The organism is Streptomyces sp. NPDC047706, from assembly GCF_043204795.1.
In the GTDB taxonomy this organism is placed as follows: Bacteria; Actinomycetota; Actinomycetes; order Streptomycetales; family Streptomycetaceae; genus Streptomyces.
In genome coordinates this window covers 1-22,494 of the sequence record NZ_JBIDCW010000023.1, presented here as the reverse complement: position 1 = coordinate 22,494, position 22,494 = coordinate 1, and the positions used below count along the sequence as shown (strand labels likewise).

The following is a 22,494-nucleotide window of genomic DNA, read 5'->3' as shown; positions in this document are numbered from 1 at the left end:
CGCCCGGCGACGCGGCCGAACGGTCCGTCGGTCCCGCGGAGTGGACGCCGTCCTCCGGATGCCACGCGTGAGACGCCCGAGAACGGCACGACAGGGTAAGCCTGCGGTATTCCGGGCGCGGTGGGGTAAGACGACAGTGCTCGCGGATGGCGGCTACCGGGGCACCGGCCTGGTTATCCCGCACCGCCTCGAACGCGGCCAGGCGAACTCCCGGCCTGGAATGAGGAACACGATGCCTCCCACCGCAAAGTTCGCGCCCACTTCGAACACGCCATCGCCCGCGTGAAGACCTGGAAGATCCTTCACAACTGGCACCTCAGAAAAGCACGTCAACGGTGGCCGCCGGCTCATCTGCTGCCGGTAGGTGTCGTCCACCGGGTCGACCACGGCCAGCAACACAAGACCGCTACCCAGGCAAGCTGAGGTTCGGCTCCGAGCGGACCTGTGTCGGAGCCCTCCCTTCGCGTGGATGTGGGAGCCGTCCACGCAGGCTCTCGACCCAGTCGCGAGGTGGCCGACCGCGTTCAGTTCGGCCAGCAGGATGTGGTGCAGTTGGTCGAAACTGCTGTCTGCTGCAACCCCTCCAAGCGTCGGCACGGGTCCGCCGCCGGTCGACCGGGGGAAGACCAGCAGCAAACCACCTTCTCTACGATGGCGCTGCACGCCGCTCAAGGTCATCACGACCGCGGCCAACGTCAGTGCGCGGTAGGGCAGGGAGGAAGCGGTACGTGTGACAGCGGGACAAGGCCGCTGTGCGGCGTTCCCTCTGCCGAGCCGTACCTCCAGGCCTTCGGCTTGACACCTGACGGGTTCACCCGCAACCTTCTTCTACTAGTTCACTAGTAGAAGGTTGATTCGGGTGCGATACCGCATCGATCGACGCAGTGGCGTGACCGCCTACATGCAGATCGTCCAGCAGACCAAGCAGGCGATGCGGCTGGGCCTGCTGGCGCCGGGCGATCGGCTGCCGACGGCTCGCGAAGTGGTGGGGATGACGGCCATCAACCCCAACACCGTGCACAAGGCTTACCGGGAACTCGAGCACGAAGGATTGGTCGAATCACGACGGGGCGCCGGGACGTTCGTGACCCGGTCACTGTCGCGACCTGAGACTTCCGGCGACTCGGCTCTGCGTACGGGCCTGTTGCAGTGGCTGCGGCGGGCCCACGCGGCGGGGGTCGGGAGGGACGACGTGGCCGCCCTGTTCACGGACCTCATCGCGGATTACGACGCACTGCCCGCAGAAGGCCATACCGCCGATTCCCGCGAAGGGCCCACGCCTTGTGAGACAGACATTGAGGAAGTGTGATGAACAAGCCTTTGCCCACTGACCATGCCGGCGGACCGGGCTCTCACCATGCAGGGCCGGCTCGGGACCGAACCGCCTTGGAAGCCCGCGGATTGGGACGGCGGTTCGGCCGGTCCTGGGCACTGCGGGACTGCAGCTTCCGCCTGCCCGCCGGGCGGATCTGCGCCCTCGTGGGCCCCAACGGGGCGGGCAAGACGACGCTGCTGTCCATGGCCGCCGATGTGCTGAAGCCCACTCAGGGCGCACTGAGTGTGTTCGGTGACGATCCGAGGACGCCGGCGAGTCGCGGGCGTGTGGCGTTCGTCGGGCAGAGCAAGCCGCTCTATCCGGGGTTCACCGTCGCCGAGATGCTTCGTGCCGGCCGTGAGATGAACCCTGGTTGGAACCAGGGGGTCGCGGAGCGCCTCGTGGCACAGGGCGAGATATCGCTGCACGCGAAGGTCGGACACCTCTCCGGCGGCCAGCGCACCCGGGTCGCCCTCGCCCTTGCGCTCGGCAAACGGCCTCGACTGCTGCTCCTGGACGAACCCATGTCCGACCTGGACCCACGTGTGCGCCACGAGATGACGGCGGCTCTGATGAGCGAGGTGGCCGAACACGGAACCACCGTTCTGATGTCCACGCACTTGGTCTCCGAGATGGACGCCGTGTGCGACTACCTCCTCACGATCACAGGGGGCCGCGTACAACTGGCCGGGGAGATCGACGACCTGCTCGCCGCGCACACCATGCTGGTCGGCCGCGACAACGGGCACGTCTCGCCCCCCGAACTCGCCCCTCACACCGTCGTCTCGACGGAGCGCTCCGGCGGGCAGGTCACGGCCCTGATCCGACCCGAGGGACCGGTGGCCGGCACATGGATGCGACACCAGCCAAACCTGGAGGAGCTTCTGATCGCCTATCTCGGTGTCTCCGACGTCCCTCCCCTGATCACTCCCAGCGCGCGCACCGGCGCCGGTAAGGACGACGCCGCATGAACGACAGCCACGCCGCCACGGTCTCCCTCTCTCCTGTGCGCTTCCCGCACCTGTCCGGCCCCGTCTGGCTCATCTGGCGCCAGCACCGTGCCGCGTTCTGGACCGGCGCCGGCCTGCTCGCCGCGTTCGCCGTGTTCGTCGTCTTCCAGCGCGCCGAAATGGTCCGGTACATCGGCGCCCACAACCTGCTCGGCTGCGTGTACGACGCCCCTGAGCCGCGCTGTGAGGGGGTGAACGCCTTCCGCGGGCAGTTCTACGACCTGCTGCACTACACCGGCCTTGTGATCTCTTTCGTCCCACTGATCATCGGCGTCTTCCTGGGCGGGCCCCTGATCTCCCGTGAGATGGAGAACGGCACGTATCTGCTGTCGCGGTCGCAGTCCGTCAGCGGCACCCGGTGGTTCGCGTACAAACTCGGTGTGCCCACCGTCGTCACGCTCGTCGGCACCGGCATCCTGTCGGCTCTCTACACCTGGTGGTGGAAACCCGCGGACGAACTGCTGAAGGGGATGCACTGGTACGACTCCCCGCCGTTCCACAACATCGGCGTGGTACCGGTCGCCATGTCCCTGATCGCACTGGTCACCGGCGCGGCGATCGGCGTCGTCATGCGCCGCACAGTGGCGGCCATGGCCGTCACCGGTGCTGCCTGCGTCGCCGGCTGGGCCGGCCTGAGTCTCCTGCGCCCCCTGCTGTGGCCCACGAAGGAGGCGACGGCACAACAGTTCACCGCCGACATGTACGGCTCACCGACTCCCCTGGGGCTTCTGCAACCCCATGCATGGCCGATGGACCTGCCCAGCAAGCCGTACTCCTCCTGGAACATCGACTGGGGGTACCTGACCACGTCGGGAGAGAAGTTCACCTCCACCGCATGCGGTGGTCTCACCGAAGCATCCGCAGCCTGTGTCAGGGCCCACGACGTGGCCGGTGTATGGATTCAGTACCACCCGGCCACCCACTTCTGGCCGCTCCAGTGGGTCATGGCCGCGGTGCTGCTGGCCATGACGGGCGCCGTCACCGCATTCTGCTTCTGGTGGGTACAGCGCCGGTCATAGCGTTCATCCGTGTCGTACCGCGGGGACGCCGGAGCCGCCGGGCTCCGGCGTCCCTGAGCGGCAGCATCCTCGGACCCGACGAGTCTGCGGTTCTCCCGACCTCCGGCCGAGGAGCACGACGGAGGACACGAAACATAGCGTGTCACAGCTTTTCGTTGGCGGAGCCCGAGCGAGGTGCGAGCCTCGGGTGGGCGTCCGCATCCGAGCACAGGCGGCTACGGGGGCCTCGGTACGCCCTGATATGGCAGCTGGGGCGCCGCACTCGAGGGAAGAGCACGGCGCCCGGCGCGGTCCGTATCCGTGCGAAGGGTGCCGTGGTGATCAGATGGACTTGGCCGATGTCAGAGTGTCCCGGCAGCGGCGCCACCCGTGGCGCTCCTCCATGTGGTGCTCTCCGGCGGCACGACCCGAACCATGCCGGTGTCGTCCAGGCGGCTCCGGCAGCGGGAGAAGGCGGCCCACTGGTTCATGGAAGCTCGTGGGTCAGCCGTCCTGCTCGGAGCGACAGTGAGGCCGTGAAGTCGGGCGAGGTGCCGCCGCCTATGTCCAGCGCCGCACACCGAGGAAGGTGAGCTCCGCCTCCGTTCCGTCGGACAGCGTGCACAGCTCCACTCTGGTCTGAGGGCGTCGAGGCCATGCACGCGGGGGGGCCTTGGAGGAGACTGGACGGATACAGGGCTCTGTGGCGAGTGAGAGCTGATCGTTATGTCTGCGTCGCACACCACCGGTCGCCCGGTTCACGACCCCGTGGTCCGGGAGCGGATCCACGTCATGGTCGACCAGCACGGCATCTTGGCGAGGTGGAGCCCCGCAGCCCAGAAGCTGCTCGGCTACCCGGAGGAGTCCGTACGGGGGCGTCCGGCCATGGACCTGCTGTTGGGCATGGCCGTCGAAGGGCTCCAGGCCCCCGCCGGTGAGGACTTCACCGTCACCCTGCGACACCGCGACGGTGGTCTGGTGCGCTGCCGGCTGGCCGTCCGGCCGCAGCGCACCGACGTGCGGACCGGGTGGGACGTGCTGCTGATCCCGGCCGATCCGGACGGCTTCGTCGAGCCGGACCCGACCGCGCAGCGGAACGCGACCGCGGACATGCGCCGGCTGGCGGCTCCCGGCGGGTTCGCGCGGCTGGGGGACACCCCGGAACTGGAGCGGGCGCTTCTGGAGATGCTCTTCACTCGTGCCCCCACGGGACTGTTCCTGCTCGACCCCGAACTGCGCCTGGTGCGGTTCAACCCCGCGGCCGAGGGCATGCAGGGCACCTCCGTCGAGGAGGCCCTGGGCAGGCGTCCGACGGAGGTGTGGTCCGGCTTCGGAGTGCAGTCGGTGGAGCGGGTCATGGCGGAGGTGCTCGCCACCGGTGAGCCGGCGGTCGGCGTCGAGAAGCGAATCCACCCCCCTGGCGATCCCCAGCACGAGCACGTCTACTCCGCCTCCGTCTTCCGGATGGAGGACGCCGACGGCAGGGTCCTCGGCATCGCGGACGCCACCGTGGACGTCACCGACCGCCACCTCGCCCACCAGCGGCTGACGGTGCTGGCGCAGGCCAGCACCCGGATCGGTGCCACGCTCGACGCGCTGGACACGGCCCGGGGCCTGGCGGAGGTGTCGGTGCCGGTCGCGGGCGACAGCGTCGCCGTCGAGTTGCTCGAGGCTGTCCTCGCCGGCGAGGACCTGGAGGCGGGGCCCCTACGGCCGGGCACCGTACTGCGCCGGGCGGCCGCCCGCTCCCGCGACGACGACCCCTCCGGGACGGCCGATGTGCCCGAGGAGCCGCTCCCTCCGGTGGCCCCGGGAGAGGCCCTGGCATGTCTGGAGCCCACCCTCGTCGATCCCCTCTCCCCGCTGGGCCAGCAGGCGTTGCGGGGCATGAGGACGCCCATGGGTACCGGGGAGGAGGTGCACTCGCTGATCGTCGCACCGCTGGTCGCCCAGGACCGGGTGCTCGGGCTCGCGACCTTCTGCCGCTGGGGGGAGCGCAGGCCCTTCGGGGTGGACGACGTCGCCCTCGTCGGCCAGCTCAGCCGGCGCACGGCCGAGAGCCTCGACAACGCCCGTCGGCACCTGAGCGAGCACAACTCCTTGGTCGCGCTGCAGCACGCGTTGCGCCCGGCCCGGCTTCCGCACCAGCAGGCGCTGGAGGTGGCGCACGCGTACGTGTCCGCGGGCTCCGGCGGGGACTGGGTCGACGTCGTGCCGCTCTCCGGGGCCAGGGTGGCCCTCGTGGCCGGCCGGGTGCCGGGGCGCGGCATCCAGTCGGCCGCCGCCGCGGGACGGCTGCGGGCCGCCATGCACACGCTGTCCGACCTGGACCTGGAACCGGACGAACTGCTCGCCCGGCTCGACGACATGGTGCGCGGGCCCGTCGGCGTGAGCGGCTCCGGCGACGACGACCGTGCGGCACCGGACGGAGCGAAGTGGGCCCACGGGCGGGAGTGCGGGGCCACCTGCCTCTATCTGATCTACGACCCCCTGTCCCGGCGCTGCTCCGCGTCGACCGCCGGTCACCCGTGGCCGGTGGTCGCGCTCGCGGACGGCACCGTCAGGAGGCTGGGGAGCCCGGTCGGCGACACGCTGTGCTGCCCGGGGGCGCCGTTCGGCAGGGAGGACTTCGCGGTCCCCGAGGACTCTACGCTGGTCCTGTACACCCCTGGCCTGTTCCCGGGATGGTTGCCCGAGGCCGCTTGCGAGGAGCGCCTGACCGCCCTGCTCACGGACCCGCCGGGCCCCGTGAAGTCGACGTGCGCGATGCTGATCGAAGCCCTGGTCCCGCCGCGGCCCCGGGACGACGCCGCCGTCCTGGTCGCACGCACCCACGAACTGGACCCGGCACGCGTCGCCTCGTGGGATCTGCCCAGCGACCCGGCCACGGTCGCCAAGGCCCGCTCCCTGGCCACCCGGCAGCTCTCCGCGTGGGACATGGAGGAGGCGTCCTTCGCCACCGAACTGATCGTCAGTGAACTCGTCACCAACGCAATCCGGTACGGCAAGCCGCCCGTGACGCTCCGGCTCATCCGCAGCCACGTGCTGACCTGCGAGGTCTCCGACGGCAGCAGCACATCTCCCCGGTTGCGGCACGCCCGTGCCACCGACGAAGGCGGCCGCGGGCTGCTCCTCGTCGCGCGGGCCTCGGACCGCTGGGGGACACGCTACACCGACGACGGGAAGATCGTCTGGGTGGAGCAGAGCACCGACGGACAGCGCATCGACTGAGCGGACGGGGCGTCACTCCGGCAGGTACTGCTTGGCCCGCGCGCCCAGCTCTTGGAGCGTGTCCCGGGTCCGGTCCGGGCTGGTGAACGTCACCTCGGTAATCTCTGTCACGGGCCTGCCCTGCGCGGAAAGCAGCACCATCTGTGCCCGCCGCCAGGTCACCACCGAACCGGTGCCTCTACGGACGGTCGGCAACAGGCGCTGCCCGTTGTCGCCATCGATCTTGCGAACGCGTACCCGCTCTGCCATCCGCACATGATCGCGTTCTAGCCCCACGCTTTCACCAGGTGGATTGTCCGACTAGTGATCACGAAAGCAGAAAGTGCCTCTGACCAGCGAGAATGAGGATTGCTGAGGTCCTTGTTCCCGCCACCGCCCGAGGCACCTTCCAGGTGAGAGTCCGACACGAGGTCGTGTGTGTTGAGTGGATGCTCCTGGAGAGGGGGTCGGCGGTGTCGCCGATGACAGGGTAGTCCCGGGTTCGTGTCCGATGACCCGTCCCCGCCTGGACGTGCGTCGCTGGCAACGGCGGGGTGCGAAGCTCCAGGAAGAACCCCGAGGATCTCCGTTCCCCCCGGAGGCGACAGGCAAGGGGAAGGCCGGACGCGGAACCTGCCGAAGCTGATGCTCCGGAGCCTTTCCCACACGCTGGTCAGCGTGCGGCGGGCGACGGAGATCAATGCCGGACGCAAGACGGCCGGGGTGGACGGGCAGGTCGTGCTCACCGCCCCGGGCGAGGCCGAACTGGCGCGCTTCATCCAGCAGCGCTCCAGTAGATGGCGGGCGCGTCCGGTCCGGCGGGTGTTCATCCCGAAGAACGGGGCGGGGCGAAAGCGCCGCCCGCTCGGCATTCCCGTGATCATCGACCGATGCCATCAGGCCCGGGCGGCGAACGCGCTGGAGCCCGAGTGGGAGGCCCGGTTCGAGGCGAGGTCGTACGGCTTCCGCCCGGGCCGGGGCTGCCATGCCGCGATCGGGGTCATCTACAACAAGCTGAACGGGAGGAACCCGGGCGCGTGTGGATCCTGGACCCTGACCTGGCGGCGGCGTTCGACCGCATCGACCACGACGACCTTCTCGCCCGTCTCGGCACCCTTCCCGCCCGGGACGTGGTGCGGCAGTGGCTGAAGGTCGGCGTGGTCGCGGCCGGTTCACCACGACCCAGGGGGGGACGCCCCAGGGCGGGGTGATCAGCCCCGTGCTCCTGAACGTCGCTCTCAAGGCGCGGCTTGCCGCATGGACCGCCGAGGGGGCTGGTCTTCAACGAGGACAAGACACGCATCGTCCACGCGGAGGCCGGCTTCGAGTTCCTCGGATTCAACGTGCGCCGCTATCGAAGGGGCAAGCTGCTGATCAAGCCGAGCGCGACGGCCGTCTAGCGGATCCGGGAACGGCTGCGCGAGGAGGTCCGTGCCCTTCGCGGCGCTCCTCCTCTCGCGATGCTGCGGACGATCAATCCGATCGCGGCCAACTGCTGCTGCACGCCGGCCGGCCTCCGCAGTCCCCGACCGGGTGGGAGCAGTGGCTCTGCACCACCCGGACAGCGATGAAAGCACGTCACATCGCCTATCAGGGAGCAGGAACGCCGGGTGGGGTGCAACTCCGCCTCGCCCACGCCTCGTGCATCCGACGCAAAACGGCGGACAGTGCGGGAAATCAGCACACCCGAGAGCCTTCAGGGCTTGCTTGAGCCGAGATGCCTGGAAAGCGGGCACGTCCGGTTCTGAGGGGGCCCTGGTGCAGCAATGCACCAGGGCTACCCGACAATCGTATCGGGTCTTATCCGCGTGTCCGTACCGAAGGCGGCGGCCGCGGGATCGTCTCCCAGGCCGGTGGTGTGCTGCTGGTGGAGACGGTCCGTAAGACCGGTCTGGATCAGGCGATATCGGCGGTGTTGGTGCCGTGGCGCAAGCCGCGGGCGGTGCATGATCCGGGCTTCTCCGCGGCCGCTCAGCTCGTCACCACCGGACGCCGCCCCGCCCCTACGAGCAGCACCACCCGACCGGCCGGCAACCATGACTGAGACGGCGAGTGCGCGGGGAGGCGGCCGGCTCACCACCTGTAAGACAATTCAGACGCCGCCTGTGTGACAGCGCCGGGTGCCCGCTCACCGGACCGACGGGTCAGCCCTGCCAGCCGTAACGGTCGCGGGCCTTCGTGACCGTCTCCGGGTCGACTGCTCCCGTCCCGGCCAGCCGGTCCAGAGCGGCCACCACGATGGACTCGGGGTCCACGTGGAAGTGGCGGCGCACCGCTTCCCTGGTGTCCGAGAGCCCGAACCCGTCCGTACCGAGCGACGAGTAGTCCTGCTCCACCCACTGACTGATCTGGTCCGGCACCTGCCGCATCCAGTCGCTCACGGCCAGGACCGGGCCCTGCGCCCCCGCGAGCGCACGGGTCACGTACGGCACGCGCTGCTCACCGCGCAGCCGCGCCCGGTCGGCGGCCAGCGCGTCGCGGCGAAGCTCCGTCCACGACGTCACCGACCACACGTCGGCCCGGACACCCCACTGGGACGCCAGGAGTTCCTGGGCCTCCAAGGCCCAGTGGATGGCCGTTCCGGACGCCAGCAGTTGGATCCCCGGCCCGGCGCCGGGGAAGTCGGCCCGCCGGTAGCAGTAGATGCCGCGCAGGATCCCCTCCTCGATCGACGCTTCGGCCGGCATGGGCGGCTGCGGCTTGGCCTCGTTGTACACCGTCAGGTAGTAGAAGACGTCCTCCGGCCGTTCGCCGTACATCCGCTGCAGCCCTTCCTTGACGATCACCGCGATCTCGTACGCGAAGGCCGGGTCGTAGCTCACCGCAGCCGGGTTGGTGGACGACAGCAGGTGGGAGTGCCCGTCGGCGTGCTGCAGCCCCTCCCCCGTCATCGTTGTGCGGCCGGCAGTCGCGCCGATGACGAACCCGCGCCCCAACTGGTCCGCGAGCGCCCAGAACTGGTCGCCGGTGCGCTGGAACCCGAACATCGCGTAGAAGATGTAGAACGGGATCATGGGTTCGCCGTGGGTCGCGTACGACGTGGCCGCGGCGGTGAACTCGGCCGTCGAACCGGCCTCGGTGATGCCCTCGTCGATGAGCTGGCCGTTTTTGGCTTCCCGGTAGTGCAGGAGTTGGTCCGCGTCGACCGGATCGTAGGTCTGGCCGTCGGGTGAGTAGATGCCGGCCGTCGGGAACAGCGACTCCATCCCGAACGTGCGGGCCTCGTCGGGAATGATCGGCACCCAGCGGCGCCCGGTCTCCGGGTCGCGCATCAGGTCCTTGACGAGGCGGACCAGTGCCGTTGTCGTGGCTATCTCCTGTCTGCCGAAGCCCTTGTGGAGCGCCTCGAAGGGTCGGGACGACGGCTGCGGAAGCGGCCTGTGGACGACCCTGCGCACCGGCGCGGGGCCGCCCAGGGCGGCGCGGCGCTCCCGCAGGTACTGCACCTCTGGAGACTGCGCCCCGGGGTGGCCGAAGGGCACCACGTCCCCGCTCAGCGCGCTGTCGGGGAGGGGAAGCTCCAGAGCGTCACGCAGCTCACGGAACTGGCGTGTCGTGAGCTTCTTCATCTGGTGGTTCGCGTTGCGCGATTCGAAGTCCGGTCCGAGCGTGTGTCCCTTGACCGTCTGGACGAGGATGACGGTCGGCGCTCCCCGGTGTTCGGCCGCGGCCCGGTAGGCGGCGTACACCTTGAGCGGCTCGTGGCCACCGCGCGAGTGCCGGAACATCTCGGTGAGCCGGGCGTCGCTCAGCCCCGCGGCGAGACCGCCGAGCGCGTCGCCGGCGAAGAAGTGCTCGCGCACGTAGGCGGCGTCCCGTGCGGCGTAGGTCTGCATCTGGGCGTCGGGCACCGCGCCTAGACGGCGCACCAGCGCGCCGTCGGTGTCCTGCTGCAGCACGGAGTCCCACGCCTCGCCCCAGAGAGACTTGACCACGTTCCAGCCGGCCCCGCGGAAGCGCGCCTCCAGCTCCTGGATGATCTTGGAGTTGGACCGCACGGGGCCGTCGAGGCGCTGCAGGTTGCAGTTGATGACGAAGGTCAGGTTGTCGAGGCCCTCGCGGGCGGCGAGCGTCAGTGCGGCGGTCGCCTCGGGCTCGTCCGTCTCCCCGTCGCCGAGGAACGCCCAGACCCGTGAACGCGCGGTGTCCTTGATGCCCCGGTCGTGCAGGTAGCGGTTGAACCGGGCCTGATAGATCGCCCCCAGGGGGCCGAGGCCCATCGAGACCGTCGGGAACTCCCACAGCCACGGCAGACGCCGGGGGTGCGGGTAGGACGGCAGTCCGTTGCCACCGCTCTCACGCCGGAAACCGTCGAGCTGGTCCTCGCTCAGCCGTCCTTCCAGGAAGACTCGGGCGTAGATGCCGGGCGACGCGTGCCCCTGCACGAACAGTTGGTCTCCGGAGCCGTCCTCGTCCTTGCCCCGGAAGAAGTGGTTGAACCCGATCTCGTAGAGCCATGCCGCCGACGCGTAGGTGGCGATGTGGCCCCCCAGGCCCAGGTGAGATCCGCGGGACACCATCACCGCCGCATTCCATCTGTTCCACGCCGTGATCCGGGACTCCATGGCGAGGTCTCCCGGAAACGCCGGCTGTGCCGAGGCCGGGATCGTGTTGATGTAGTGCGAGGAGAGCAGGCCGGGCAGCGCGACGCCGGACCGGGCCGCGTGCTCGTGGATGCGCCGCAGAAGGTAGCCGGCCCGTTCCGGACCCGCGTTCCTCATCACCGCGTCCATCGAGGCCCGCCATTCCGTGGTCTCCTCGGCGTCACGGTCGGGCAGCTGGTCGAGCTGGCTCGTCGCGGTGGACTTTACGGGGGAAACCGGGTCACTCATGGCAGCCTTCCTGTCACGGTCTTGGGGAAAGAGAACACGGGGGCGACCGAACCAGACGTGCGGGTCCCCGGCCACCCAGGGGCGTGGGGCGACGGACAGCACTCACGCGGACGGCTCGTCGCGGACGACAGCCACGGTGCCAGTGTTGTGACACCGTTGGACGCGATTGGTGCACCCCGTGCCGTATTACTGACCGGGCCCCCGAGCGGAACGTGACACGGATCGCCGGACAGCACTCCGGTCGGGGGCAGGCTCCGGCTGCCCGCACGACACGGCAGGGAGCCCGAGATGACTTGCTCAGCCACGCCGCGATGAGAGCCGGTCACTGGAGGCCCTCGGCACCGAAGTCGTGGAGACGTGCTCGCAGCCAGCGGCTGTGGCGATGCTGGGCGTGTCGTGGGCCAGGCGGCTACGGGACGTCGTGCATCAACTCAGCGATGGCGGTGGGAATCGGGGGGACCGGTTCGTAGCTCACCCCTGTCTGCGCCGACCACAACAGGTTGACTCTCAGGTCCGGATTGAGATCGAGATAGTCGGAGCGGTGGTGACAGCCCCGGGTCTCACGCCGCTGCAACGCGCACTCGAGGGTCGCTCGTGCGGCGAGGACGGCGGATCTGAGGTCGAAGGCGTGTGCCAGGTCCTGGAAGCCGCTGATGTCGACGTGGACGCCTACGTCGACCATTCGGGTTTCGATCTCGGCGAGGCAGGCGAGGCCGGCGGCGAGTCCGGCTTCGCTTCGCACCACACCTGCGTGCTCAGTCATCAGGTGGCGTACTGACCGTTGCAGCGCGCGGACGTTCTGGTCGCCGTCAGCGGTGAGGAGTCGGCTCACGTCCGACTCGGCGTCGCGAACTGCTCCGAGTGACCGTTGCTGGCCGGTGAGCTTGGCCGAGTACTCCACTGCGGCCCGGCCGGCGATCGGGCCGTAGACGAGTAGTTCGATCAGTGAGTTGCCCTCCAACTCGTTTGCGCCGTGCAGGCCGCTGGCGGCCTCCCCGATCGCAAAAAGTCCGTCGACATCGGTGCTGTGGTCCTCAGGCCTGACCCAGATACCGCCAAGGGAGTAGTGAGCGGTCGGTGCGATCTCGATCGGGTCGCGGGTGACATCGAGCATGTGCTGCTCCAAGAGGCTCTGGTGCACCGCTGAGAGTCGGGCCAGAACCGTCTTTCTCGGCAGGTGGGACAAATCGAGCCACACGCCGCCGGCCTGGGTTCCGCGGCCTTCTTTGACCTCTGTGTAGGAGGCCACCGCGACCTTGTCTCGGCTGGACAGCTCCATGCGCTCGGGATCGTAGCGGGTCATGAACCGCTCGCCGAGGTTGTTGAGCAGGATCCCGCCCTGGTCGCGTGCAGCCTCGCTGACCAGTGTGCCGGCCGCCTTCTCTGGCTTGATCAGCCCGGAGGGGTGGAACTGCACCAGTTCGGGGTCGCGCAACCGGGCACCGGCCTCGGTGGCCAGGCGGAAGGAGTCGCCGGTGTTCTCGTCGCGGCGCGAGGACGTGACCCGCCAGATGCGGGTATGCCCCCCTGTCGCCAGGATGACGGCGTCGGCGTGTACGAGGTAGCGCGAACCGTCGGCGAGGTCGAATCCATAGGCGCCGAACACCGTGCCGTCGTCGACCAGAAGCCGAGTGACGAACAGGCTCGTCAGGATGGGAACGGCGAGTTGCTTTGCCCGTTTCAGGAGCACTCGCTGTACCTGCGAGGCTGTGACCTCGTCCCCGAGCGCGGCTCTGCAGTATGAGTGGGCGCCACGTTGACGGTGGCTGGTCCGCAAATCGCCATGGTCATCGAAACGCATGCCGTAACGCTCGAGGTCGTGGAGTCTCCGCGCGGCTTCGTGGGCCACGACCAGCACAGTGCGTGGGTCGGCCAGCAAGCCGCTCTCTTGCAACGTGTCAGCCGCATGCTGCTCCCACGTCGCCGCAGGGCCGACGGTGGCCGACGCCGCGTTGATCCCACCAGCCGCCATAACACCGTGGGCGTCTTCGGCAGTGCGCTTGCCTACTGCGATGACCGACACACCGGCTTCGGCGACCTCGACAGCTGCTCGAAGACCTGCTGTCCCGGTGCCCACCACAAGGACGGATGTGGCGAGGTGGTGACCGAGCGATGACATGAGGCCTCCTGTGACGGCGGACGGACCGTACCTGTCGACCGGATAGAGGCGACGTCTGTGACAATTTCGCGGTCACAAAGTGTGGAGACTGTCACAGTTGCTCGACCTCATGCCGCCCACGTGGTCCGAGACGTCCCAGGTATTGTTTTTGCAAAGAGTTCCGAAAATTGCCCTGGGGTGGTCCCGGGCATCCTCTAGGAGTCGAGTCGCATGGCCACAAGCCCGCTTCCCGCCCTGGTCGGCCGACGCACCGAGTGCGCGGCACTCGATGACATGCTGTTTACCTTGCGTGAGGGTGGGTCCCGTGTGTTGGTGATCCGCGGCGAAGCAGGTATCGGGAAGTCGGTGCTTCTGGAGTATGCGGCTGGCCAGGCGTCACGTGTGACGGTGACCCGGGGGCAGGGCATCGAGGCCGACATGGAGCTGCCCTACGCGAGCCTGCACCAGCTATGTGCGCCGTTCGTGGCCGGCGTCGAAGCGTTGCCGGAACCCCAGCGCGATGCCCTCCGGGTGGCATTCGGGATGGCAGCAGGCGATCCACCCGACCGCTTTCTGGTCGGCCTCGCCGTGCTGACTCTGCTCACCCGGGCTTCAGAGAACCGACCGGTACTCATCGTGGTGGACGACGCCCAGTGGTTTGACCAGGTTTCCTTGCAGACGCTGGAGTTCGTGGCTCGGCGACTGTGCGCCGAGGCCATAGCTATGGTCTTCGCGGTACGCGACCCTGAGGGACAGGCAGCACTCGCCGGTCTGCCGGAGTTGCGGATCGGGGGTCTCGATACCGCCGCAGGCGGAGAACTCCTCGAGACTGCCGTCGGCGGGCGGCTGGAGAAGCGGGTCCGGGACCGGATGGTGGCCGAGACGGACGGCAACCCTCTTGCGCTCCTTGAGTTTTCCCGGGGTAGCAGCGCGGCTCAGCTGGCTTACGGTGTGGCCTCCACTTCCACTGATCTCCGGGGAACAGGAACGGTGTCCAGCCGCATCGAGCAGGACTTCGCCAGTCGGCTTGCTTCGCTGCCGGAGCACACGCGAACGCTGCTGCTGATCGCCGCAGCGGAACCGGTCGGTGACGGACATCTGTTGATGCGCGCAGCCACCCACATGAAGATCCCTCGCAATGGCGCACCGGCCAAAGCGGCCGGCCTGATCGAGTTCGGTGAGTCTGTTCGGTTTCGGCACCCGCTGGCGCGTTCCGCGGTTTACCACAACGCCGACCCGGAAAAGCGCCGTGCTGTACACCAGGCGCTGGCCGCGGCCACGGACCCGGTACTGGATCCCGACCGGCGGGCCTGGCATGCCGCGCAGGCCGCGGAAGGGCCGGACGAGGAAGCGGCCTCAGGCCTGGAGCAGGCCGCCGGCCGTGCCCGGCAGCGCGGCGGCATGGCCGCCGAGGCGGTTCTGCTGGAGCGCGCAGCCGATGTGACGCCGGATCCCGGGACGCGGGGGCGCAGGGCCCTCTCGGCCGCCGAGGCGCACCTGTCAGCCGCTTCCCCCGACAACGCCACGGAGTTGGCGACGCGGGCCGAACTGTGCCCCCTCTCCCCTATGGACCGCGCACGCCAGACACGCTTGCGTGCCAGGATCCTCATCGCCCGCAGCCGCAGAGACGAGGCGGCACCTCTGTTCCTCGACGCCGCCGCACACTTTGCGGCCGCCGAGTCGCCACTGGCACGCGAGACCTACCTCGAGGCGATCAGCGCGACCATCTTCGCCAGCACGGTCCACGGTCCGACAGGTGCCCGCGCCGCAGCGATCGCGGCCCGCGCATCCGGGGCGCCTCCTTCGGATTCCAAGGCCGCCGACCTGCTCCTCGACGGTGTCTCCACGCTCCTCACAGACGGCTACGAGACCGGCGTCCCGGCTCTGCGGCGCGCGCTGGAACCTCTGGCACAGGAGGAACTCGGCACCCGGGAGGCGACCATGCGCTGGCTTCTCCTGGCCCCGGTCGCGTTGGAAGCGGTCATTCACCACGCCTGGGACCTGCATGCCTGGGATGCGCTGGCAACACGGGCGGTGCGCCTGGCTCGCGACATCGGAGCACTCGGCGCACTACCGCCGGCACTGATCTACCTCAGCGGGGTCCACATCCACACCGGCAACTTCGCCGAAGCAACCCAAATGATCGACGAAGCCGACGCCATCGGCGCGGCGACCGGGCGCGCACCGCATCAATTCGCAGCGCTCGTCCTGGCCGCATGGCGAGGCGACGAAGACGCTGCCGCCGGCATCATCCAAAACGCCAAGACAGACACCGCAGAACGGAGCGAGGTATCCCTCCTGGGCGTCACGGGCTACAGCCAAGGCGTGCTTTTCAACGGCATGGCACGCTACGACCAGGCACTGGAAGCCGCTCGCTCCGGAATCGAACATGACGGATTCAACTTCGCCGGATTGTCGCGAGTCGAACACATCGAAGCCGCCACCCGCTGCGGCAAGATCGACGAAGCGCGCGCCTCGCTCACCCACCTGATCGAACTCGCCCGAACCGCCAAGTCCGGCTGGGCATGCGGCGCCAGCGCCCGCAGCCAAGCCCTCCTCACCGACGACGATGACGAGGCCGACCGCCTCTACCAGTCCGCCGTCGAAGAGTTCACGCGCGGCCGCGTTGTCGTGGAAGTAGCACGTACCCATCTCCTCTACGGAGAGTGGCTACGTCGGTCCCGTCGCCGTGCGCTCGCCCGCGAGCATCTTCGCACGGCCCACGAGATGTTCGACGGAATGCAGGCGAAGGCATTCGCGGAGCGCGCTCGCCGCGAATTGCTCGCCACCGGCGAGCACGTCCGGGTTCGAGAAGCCAACCCGACGAGTGCCCTGACCCCACAAGAATCACAGATCGCAACTCGGGCCGCCAACGGCATGACGAACACGAAGATCGGTACGGAGCTGTTCATAAGCCCACACACCGTGGAGTGGCATCTACGGAAGGTGTTCACGAAACTCGGCATCAACTCGCGTCGCGCGCTGCCGGGCGCTCTCTCGATCGCTCCGGCCTCGGACGCCAACGGGACAGAAACTGTGCAATCCGACTGATGCCGCCCACACGGGGTGGGGGGGGGTACACGGGGTACTTCTCGGAACAGTCCGCAAGAGCGGCCCCTCGGGAGGGGGGGTCTTCCCGTCTGGCCGGTGCAAAGCCACTGGCTGCCGTGGCCGCACTCGGCGCCCGCCCGCCGACATGGACCGGGGTCGGATTGCGCGCCGCTCGGGCCGTCAGTTTTCGCGTCTCCGGTTACAAGGCGATGTGGGTGGCAGAGGAGCCGGGCGCCTGGTGGTGGTCCGGTCCCCGTCGTGGCGCTGGTGTACTGGCTGGTTCACCCTCGGGTGAGTGCGACGAGGTCGGGGAGCGGCGCCCGACCAAGACAGAGAGGCGAGTCCGGTGAGCGCGCCGGTCCAGCAGTCCCGCTTTGGAGGGGTCCGGCCGGCGGCTGTGAGCGTGGTCAGCGGCAGCGGTCGTCACGGCTCCGACGATGGCCAACGCTCCCTGGCAGGCCGTGGTGGTGACGGTGTGCGCCACGCTCGTGGTGTCGCTCCTTCTCGGTCCGGCCAAGATCGTGGTACCCGATGAGTCCCAGCACAAGCGGGACCTGGTACGCGAATACTTCCGATACCGCGAGCGCCGGGCTGAACGGCGCAAACGCCGACGGCGGCAGCGAGACCAGGCACGAATCCGCAGGAACAGCGCGACCGGGCCCCGGAGATGATCGCCCGCTTCCGTGATCATTGGCTGACCCTCGGCCAGTGACGGCTACCGGTGATCCGGACGTGTACTGGCTGGCCGGACGTACCCGGCCGGGCCAACGCCACCTGATGGCGGTGGCCCGGCTTCCGGGACATAGGACACGTCGGGCCCCGCACCCAAGCGATCTTCCGGATGTGGGCGGGTTGCCGCATAGTCACGTTTCCTCTACCAGCAGTAGAGGAGCGCGGTAGAGTGAGGAATATGGCAGCAGACGAGACGAGCATCAAGGTGAGCGCGGCGGCGCGGGACAGGCTGGCGCAGCTGGCGGCCGAGCACGGCACCACCATTCGCAGCCTGGTGGAGGACCTTGCGCAGGGCACTCCGACTCAGGCCGAATACGCCGAGCGTGCCGAGCTGGCCCGTGCCGAGCTCGCTTCCGCCCTCGGCAGCGCGCCCAGCCCAGAGGCCGAGGCGAAGGCCCGGGCGCTGCTGGAGCGCCTGGGCGGGGCGCACCATGGCTCGCAGACGGCCGCGTAGTGGCGGCGATCTCGGTCGTCCTGGACCACACGACCGCCGCTGCTCTGTACGACCCGAAGGATCCGTTCAACGAGGCGGTCGCCGCGTTCTACGTGCAGGCCTCCGGCGGGCTCGGTGATCTGTATGCGCCGGTGCTGTCGCTGACGGCCGGTGACGCCGAGCGGCCCGGACTGCTGGGCTACATCAAGGGGCTGCGGTTCATCCGGATCGAGGCGTTCGACACTGACGCAGCGGTCACCGCCACCGAATTGCTGCGCTTCGGGCACTCCTGGGCCGCTGTCCACGCCATCCACGCCGCCCGCCCATCCGCCGCCCACCCCGCCGGGCGGTTTCTTCTCACCCTGACCCCCAAGGCCTACGCCGGCACCGGCGTCCAGGCCGTCCACCCCGGTCAGTAACCGGGTTCAAGAGACCGATCGACTACGAACGTGACTACCGGGCCACCCTCGCCGAAGGACTGGCCGCATAGATCGTCTCCACGGTTCGAGGGGATTGACAGCCCGACGAACTGCGAAATCAGGATGAGACGATCTCAATGTGAGCAGGGCCGTTCGTTTGCCAGACCCGAGATAGCAGGACTACTACAGCGCCCGTTCTTTCTGCCGGGCCAGGCGCACGGCATCGCGTACAGAACCCCGGTGGACCGGTCCATGCCCAGGCAGTAGCACATCGGCTTCCAGCCCTTCGATCAGCTCCAACGAGGCCAGCGCCCGGGGGCGCTCGTGCTGGAACATGTCTGGTAGCACTTGGGGGCCTTCGATCCGCGAGGTTGTGTGGCCACTGACCAGGGCGTCGCCGGAGATCACCACTCCGGCGTCCGGTAGGTGGAAAACAGCGTGTCCGTCGGTGTGGCCGGGTGTGTGCACGGGCACCGGGCGCCCGGGCAGATCCAGCGGGCCCGCCGTCGGGAAGGGCTCGGGCGAGGTCACCGGGAGGTGGGCGTTACCGCCGGCACGTACCGCGTTCAGCGCCCACGGCAGCACCCCCGGGCGCCAGCTGTTGCGCAGCACCTGCCCGAGGCCCACTTGCTGCAGGATCTCCCGGCGGGCGTGGGGTACTTCGGCCTTGTGCACGTAGACCGGTGTGCCGTACGTGGCGCGCAGGTACTCCGCCGAGCCGATGTGGTCGCTGTGGGCGTGGGTGAGCAGCACCGCAGCGACCGCCTCAGGTGAACTGCCGACCGTTGCGAGGGACTCAAGGAGCAGCTGCCGATCACCGAGGTATCCGGTGTCGACCAGGGTGACGGCATCCCCATCCTTGATGATCACCCAGTTGGCGTTGCTCCCATGCACCCAGTGAATTCCTTGGGCGACTTGCTGCATTCCTGACCTCATAATCTCTCCTCATGGTGAGGTTTGTGCTTGTCGGCACAGCAATGCAAATCACGAGTTCTTCTCGACTGCGGGTTGCTGCGTTGGTTGGGGGTCCGGTGTTTCGAAGCCGCTCTTCATCATCTGGTTCCGACGGCGCCTGCGCTTAAGAGTTCCAGGAGATTTCGCGAATCGCGTTGAATCGATCCTGTGTCTTTGCGGCGTCGCGTGAGCCTCCCGTGCGATGGGCCGCACCGAAGCGAGTGTCATGCCGTGGCAAGGTCGACCGTCTTCATCTGAGAGGCCTTGCTGCGACGCCGCAACTTGACGAAAATTTTCCTGTTGAACGTCTTGGCCATGACGTTCGACAGAACGGAAAGTCTCCGGTACTCGGCGTGGTCGCCCGATACGAAAAGTTTGCGCATGGCCATGCCGGAACTCTGGTGGAAATGGATGAAGGGGCGGAGCTTGTCTTCCCAGGCCTGCAGCGCCCGCGGTATGTCGGAGGGGTACCGCTCGAGCATGGCGCCCAGCTGGTCAGCGCCGGCCAGGCCGCTGGAGGCCCCCATGCCGGAGTAGAGGGTCAGGCACCAAGCCGAGTCACCGACGAGGACGACCCTGCCCTTGTGCCAGCTGTCCATCCGCACCTGCTCGGCGGTGTCGAACAGGTGGTCAGGTGCCTTCTCGAACTGGTCGAGCAGCCAGCCCAGCGTCGAGCCCTTGGGCTGCGGTCCGAACGCCGCGCGCAGCGAGTCGATGGCAGGCCGGGTGAACTCGCTGTCCACGTCGTCGCTCATGTAGCTGAACAGCACCGTCGGCGGCCGGTCCCCGAAGGCAAACACATGTACCGAGCGGCCCAGTTCGAACTGGGCGACTCCGTCGGTGCTCTTGTATCCGGGGACCGGTCCGGGCAGGCTGCACGCCGCGAGCATGTAGCCGAGGCGGTGGACATAGCCTTCGTCGGGCCCGAACACCATCCGGCGCACGGTCGAGCGCAGGCCGTCGGCCCCGACCACCAAATCGAAGCGTTCGGTGCTCACCCTCCCGGCCGCCCTGTCCTCGATCTCGACCTCGGCACTGTCCGCGTCCTGGCGTATCGCGAGAGGTACGCAGGAGAACCGGATCTCGACATCCTCGGGCAGAGCATCGAACACAGCGGTCTCCACGTCGCTGCGCATCAGCGGGCGCGACCGGCCCGGCACGATATCGGTGAAACCCACATAGCGCCGCCGTCGGCCCGCGCGATCGAGGGTGTAGTAGGCGATGTCCGCCGAGGAGCGGTTCGGTACCTGGACACCCAGTCGTTCCGCCGCGGTGATCCCGCTGTCAAAAAGGGCGAGCCAGTAGCCGCCACGGCGGCGCTCTGGCGCCTTCTCCAGGACGACCACGTCCCAGCCCGCCTTGTGCAGCCGCAGTGCGGAGGCGGTTCCGCTGATGCCGAGTCCGACCATGAGAGCCCGCTGACGAGGGGCTGTGTTCGTCTTCATGACACCAGAGTACACACACTGACCAGATCAGTCATCTGGTCAGTCACTCGTTCCGAAATGTCGCTGCTCCTCGCAGGGCGCCAAAGGGGCGACCTCATCACCGAACGGGGTCCCTGGTCGGGTGATCTCGGCCGGGTGGGCGCATGAAGGCAGGACCTCCGGTGCAGCACGAGGGTTGCGAAGCCGGCTCGACTGCAAGGAGGCCCTGTTGTCCCAGTCCCCGCATCGGCCTGGACGGCGGACGTCGAGACCAATGGCGAGATCCGGGACGCGGCCTGGGTCGCTGAGCTCACCGGCAAGCTGCTGGACGGCTGGCCCAGGGGCATGCGACTGATCGTCCGAAAGGAACGGCCGCATCCCGGAGCACGTTTGTGGTTCACGTGCTCACCGTCGTCGCGCAGCTCGGCGGTGATCCTCGGTCGTCTCGGCGTGCACGGCCCTGATCCGCTCGGCGAGAGCGGTGTCCGCCCGCTCACGCGCGGCGCGGGCCTCACGGCCGGCCCGCCACTTGTAGAAGCTGGAGCGGGCGACCTCCAGCACGGCACACAACCGCTTCACGCCCCAGGCGCGGTGGTGGTCCTCGATGAACTGGAAGCGGTTGGTCACCAGGTCATCTCTTGTGCGAAAAACTTCGTCGCCTTGCGGAGAATGTCCCGTTCGGTAGCGAGCTTGTGCATCTCCTTGCGGGCTGCCGCCAGCTCCCGGCGCAGGGCCTCGTTCTCGGCCTGAAGCTCCTCGGCCGTCGGCGGGGAATCCACCGTGTTCTTCTCCATGCCCGTCGTGCTGCCCCCGCAGTGGCGGGCCCGTTCGGCCCGTACCCCGTTACGCAGCGTCTCGCGGCTGATCCCCAGATCCTGCCGATGCCCTCGAAGGTGTGGCTCGGGTCCGACAGGTACAGCGCGACGGCGTCTGCCTTGAACTCGGGCGAGTAGACCTTCATCACCATAGAAGATGCCTCCTACCCAGAGGTGTCCACCACTCGGGGACAAGGCCCAAGGCCGGGAAGTTAGCCTGTTTGTGCTGGTGGCAAGGGGGTTGAGGTCCAGGCTGTGGCCGCGTAGAGGCCGGGTCCGAGCTTGTGGATGAGCCCGGTGTTGGCCCATCGGGACAGCTGCCGATACATGGTGTGCAGGGTGACGTCGCCGAAGTGGGCGGCGATTTCCGCGGGTCTCCACAGGCGGGTCGGGTCGTGCTGCAGCAGGGCGAGAATGCGATGCCGCCGGCGCTGGGCTGGGACGGTGTGGCGGTCGTCGCGGGAGGCCGTGGGCAGAGGCGGCTGTTCGGGACCGGGTTCGAGGACGGTGACGGCGAGGTGGGTGATGATGCGGCTCTGGTCGGGGCGGCCGTCGTTGCGTCGCTCGCTGTAGCGGGACGTCGGGGACTTGACCTTGCGGGTGCTGGTCCGGTGACGGCGGGGCGCAAGGAGTCGGGCCAGCACCCGCTGGCCGATCAGGCCCAGGGAGCCGGGCTCCTCGGGGACGATCCCGATGGCCTGGACGACCTGGTCACGGGCGGTCTGGAGAGCCACGGTGAAGCAGCAACGATCGGGGTCGGTGCCGGGGACGGACTCTGCGGCCTCGACCATCACGGCCCGTAGGGCCTGGTAGAGCGTGAGCAGGGCCCACATCTCCTGTTCGAGGCCGGCGGGGTCGGTCGAGCGCAGGGTCCGACCGGCCAGGATCGTGTGGCGGAGCGCGTAGTACGCGCTCTCGTGTTCCCAGCGCTCGTGATAGAGGTTGATGAGCGCCGCCGCGGGGTGCCGGCGGGCGTCGGTCAAGGTGGTGACCAGCCGGTAAGAGCCGGTGAAGACGGTGCCGTCGGCGCAGGTCACCGTGATCTCGGCGTCGATGACCCGGACGTTGACGGTGCCGATCATCGACAGGTAGGAGCCGTCGTCTAGACGCAATGCCGCTGACTTTGGGGTGAGTTGCTTGTAGCTTGTGGCCGGGAGGGATGCTGGTGCCACGGGCTGGGCAGGTGAAGCCGCCGGTTGAGGA

14 protein-coding genes and 6 pseudogenes are annotated in these 22,494 nt (G+C 68.5%); 12 read left to right on the top strand and 8 right to left on the bottom strand.

Translation table 11 applies throughout. The features are described 5' to 3' along the window. Positions 1-112 precede the first annotated feature (112 nt). From ACGF8A_RS25210 to ACGF8A_RS25190, 5 genes and pseudogenes are all read left to right on the top strand, one after another. Positions 113-321, top strand: a pseudogene (locus tag ACGF8A_RS25210) (transposase family protein); the annotation flags it as partial. A 580-nt stretch (positions 322-901) separates the two neighbouring features. Next, positions 902-1,309, top strand: a complete 408-nt coding sequence (locus ACGF8A_RS25205; protein WP_393112060.1) for a GntR family transcriptional regulator — start codon at positions 902-904, stop codon at positions 1,307-1,309. Positions 1,310-1,386: 77 nt separating this feature from the next. Beyond that, positions 1,387-2,286: an ABC transporter ATP-binding protein gene (locus ACGF8A_RS25200; RefSeq protein ID WP_393111856.1), complete on the top strand. Its 900-nt coding sequence runs from the start codon at positions 1,387-1,389 to the stop codon at positions 2,284-2,286. Continuing rightward, positions 2,283-3,344: a hypothetical protein gene (locus tag ACGF8A_RS25195; RefSeq protein WP_393111854.1), complete on the top strand. Its 1,062-nt coding sequence runs from the start codon at positions 2,283-2,285 to the stop codon at positions 3,342-3,344. Before ACGF8A_RS25200 ends, ACGF8A_RS25195 begins: the two co-directional genes overlap by 4 nt. Before the next feature lie 705 nt (positions 3,345-4,049). Further along, complete coding sequence (locus tag ACGF8A_RS25190) at positions 4,050-6,554, top strand: SpoIIE family protein phosphatase (RefSeq protein WP_393111852.1); 2,505 nt, start codon at positions 4,050-4,052, stop codon at positions 6,552-6,554. 39 nt (positions 6,555-6,593) lie between these two features. On the opposite strand, the pseudogene ACGF8A_RS25185 reads toward ACGF8A_RS25190, so the two are convergent. After that, positions 6,594-6,803: pseudogene (locus ACGF8A_RS25185) on the bottom strand (IS630 family transposase); the annotation flags it as partial. 375 nt (positions 6,804-7,178) lie between these two features. Here ACGF8A_RS25185 and ACGF8A_RS25180 point away from each other — a divergent pair. The 3 genes and pseudogenes from ACGF8A_RS25180 to ACGF8A_RS25170 all read left to right on the top strand — a co-directional run. Further along, positions 7,179-7,682: a reverse transcriptase N-terminal domain-containing protein gene (locus ACGF8A_RS25180; RefSeq protein WP_393111850.1), complete on the top strand. Its 504-nt coding sequence runs from the start codon at positions 7,179-7,181 to the stop codon at positions 7,680-7,682. 101 nt (positions 7,683-7,783) lie between these two features. Further along, positions 7,784-7,933: a hypothetical protein gene (locus tag ACGF8A_RS25175; protein WP_393111848.1), complete on the top strand. Its 150-nt coding sequence runs from the start codon at positions 7,784-7,786 to the stop codon at positions 7,931-7,933. A gap of 392 nt (positions 7,934-8,325) precedes the next feature. Next, positions 8,326-8,490 (top strand): annotated as a pseudogene (locus tag ACGF8A_RS25170) (IS1380 family transposase); the annotation flags it as partial. 187 nt (positions 8,491-8,677) lie between these two features. Here ACGF8A_RS25170 and aceE read toward each other — a convergent pair. Beyond that, a complete protein-coding gene (gene aceE, locus ACGF8A_RS25165; RefSeq protein ID WP_393111846.1) occupies positions 8,678-11,365 on the bottom strand; it encodes a pyruvate dehydrogenase (acetyl-transferring), homodimeric type in 2,688 nt (895 codons plus the stop codon). A 409-nt stretch (positions 11,366-11,774) separates the two neighbouring features. Beyond that, entirely contained in the window at positions 11,775-13,484 is a 1,710-nt protein-coding gene (locus ACGF8A_RS25160; protein ID WP_393111844.1) for an FAD-binding protein, read from the bottom strand. A 210-nt stretch (positions 13,485-13,694) separates the two neighbouring features. On the opposite strand from ACGF8A_RS25160, the gene ACGF8A_RS25155 reads away from it, so the two are divergent. The 3 genes from ACGF8A_RS25155 (at position 13,695) to ACGF8A_RS25145 (ending at position 18,098) form a co-directional block, all read left to right on the top strand. Continuing rightward, entirely contained in the window at positions 13,695-16,514 is a 2,820-nt protein-coding gene (locus ACGF8A_RS25155; RefSeq protein WP_393111842.1) for an AAA family ATPase, read from the top strand. Positions 16,515-17,424: 910 nt separating this feature from the next. Continuing rightward, complete coding sequence (locus ACGF8A_RS25150) at positions 17,425-17,700, top strand: hypothetical protein (RefSeq protein WP_358569927.1); 276 nt, start codon at positions 17,425-17,427, stop codon at positions 17,698-17,700. Further along, positions 17,700-18,098, top strand: coding sequence for a hypothetical protein (locus ACGF8A_RS25145; protein WP_189880498.1), 399 nt, complete (start codon positions 17,700-17,702; stop codon positions 18,096-18,098). The genes ACGF8A_RS25150 and ACGF8A_RS25145 overlap by 1 nt, the downstream gene beginning before the upstream one ends. Before the next feature lie 183 nt (positions 18,099-18,281). Here the strand turns inward: ACGF8A_RS25145 and ACGF8A_RS25140 are convergent, their stop codons facing one another. Together ACGF8A_RS25140 and ACGF8A_RS25135 are read right to left on the bottom strand one after the other, a co-directional pair. Then, positions 18,282-19,034 carry an MBL fold metallo-hydrolase gene (locus ACGF8A_RS25140; RefSeq protein WP_393111839.1) on the bottom strand — a complete coding sequence of 251 codons (753 nt, stop codon included), beginning with the start codon at positions 19,032-19,034 and terminating at the stop codon, positions 18,282-18,284. Between the two features lie 242 nt (positions 19,035-19,276). Next, complete coding sequence (locus ACGF8A_RS25135; RefSeq protein WP_393111837.1) at positions 19,277-20,497, bottom strand: FAD-dependent monooxygenase; 1,221 nt, start codon at positions 20,495-20,497, stop codon at positions 19,277-19,279. A 207-nt stretch (positions 20,498-20,704) separates the two neighbouring features. Here ACGF8A_RS25135 and ACGF8A_RS25130 point away from each other — a divergent pair. Beyond that, positions 20,705-20,896, top strand: a pseudogene (locus tag ACGF8A_RS25130) (IS1380 family transposase); the annotation flags it as partial. On the opposite strand, the pseudogene ACGF8A_RS25125 reads toward ACGF8A_RS25130, so the two are convergent. The 3 genes and pseudogenes from ACGF8A_RS25125 to ACGF8A_RS25115 all read right to left on the bottom strand — a co-directional run. Continuing rightward, positions 20,863-21,168, bottom strand: a pseudogene (locus ACGF8A_RS25125) (IS3 family transposase); the annotation flags it as partial. The pseudogenes ACGF8A_RS25130 and ACGF8A_RS25125 overlap by 34 nt on opposite strands. A gap of 107 nt (positions 21,169-21,275) precedes the next feature. Beyond that, positions 21,276-21,443, bottom strand: a pseudogene (locus ACGF8A_RS25120) (transposase); the annotation flags it as partial. A 60-nt stretch (positions 21,444-21,503) separates the two neighbouring features. Beyond that, positions 21,504-22,403, bottom strand: coding sequence for a hypothetical protein (locus tag ACGF8A_RS25115; protein WP_393111835.1), 900 nt, complete (start codon positions 22,401-22,403; stop codon positions 21,504-21,506). Positions 22,404-22,494: the final 91 nt, after the last annotated feature.

Excerpts from the sequence above, each read along its gene's own strand:
- ACGF8A_RS25195 (WP_393111854.1), top strand. The coding sequence starts at position 2,283 with ATGAACGACAGCCACGCCGCCACGGTCTCCCTCTCTCCTGTGCGCTTC.
- ACGF8A_RS25160 (WP_393111844.1), bottom strand. The coding sequence starts at position 13,484 with ATGTCATCGCTCGGTCACCACCTCGCCACATCCGTCCTTGTGGTGGGC.
- ACGF8A_RS25155 (WP_393111842.1), top strand. The coding sequence starts at position 13,695 with ATGGCCACAAGCCCGCTTCCCGCCCTGGTCGGCCGACGCACCGAGTGC.
- aceE (WP_393111846.1), bottom strand. The coding sequence starts at position 11,365 with ATGAGTGACCCGGTTTCCCCCGTAAAGTCCACCGCGACGAGCCAGCTC.
- ACGF8A_RS25150 (WP_358569927.1), top strand. The coding sequence starts at position 17,425 with ATGGCAGCAGACGAGACGAGCATCAAGGTGAGCGCGGCGGCGCGGGAC.
- ACGF8A_RS25190 (WP_393111852.1), top strand. The coding sequence starts at position 4,050 with ATGTCTGCGTCGCACACCACCGGTCGCCCGGTTCACGACCCCGTGGTC.
- ACGF8A_RS25205 (WP_393112060.1), top strand. The coding sequence starts at position 902 with ATGCAGATCGTCCAGCAGACCAAGCAGGCGATGCGGCTGGGCCTGCTG.
- ACGF8A_RS25180 (WP_393111850.1), top strand. The coding sequence starts at position 7,179 with ATGCTCCGGAGCCTTTCCCACACGCTGGTCAGCGTGCGGCGGGCGACG.
- ACGF8A_RS25140 (WP_393111839.1), bottom strand. The coding sequence starts at position 19,034 with ATGAGGTCAGGAATGCAGCAAGTCGCCCAAGGAATTCACTGGGTGCAT.
- ACGF8A_RS25135 (WP_393111837.1), bottom strand. The coding sequence starts at position 20,497 with ATGAAGACGAACACAGCCCCTCGTCAGCGGGCTCTCATGGTCGGACTC.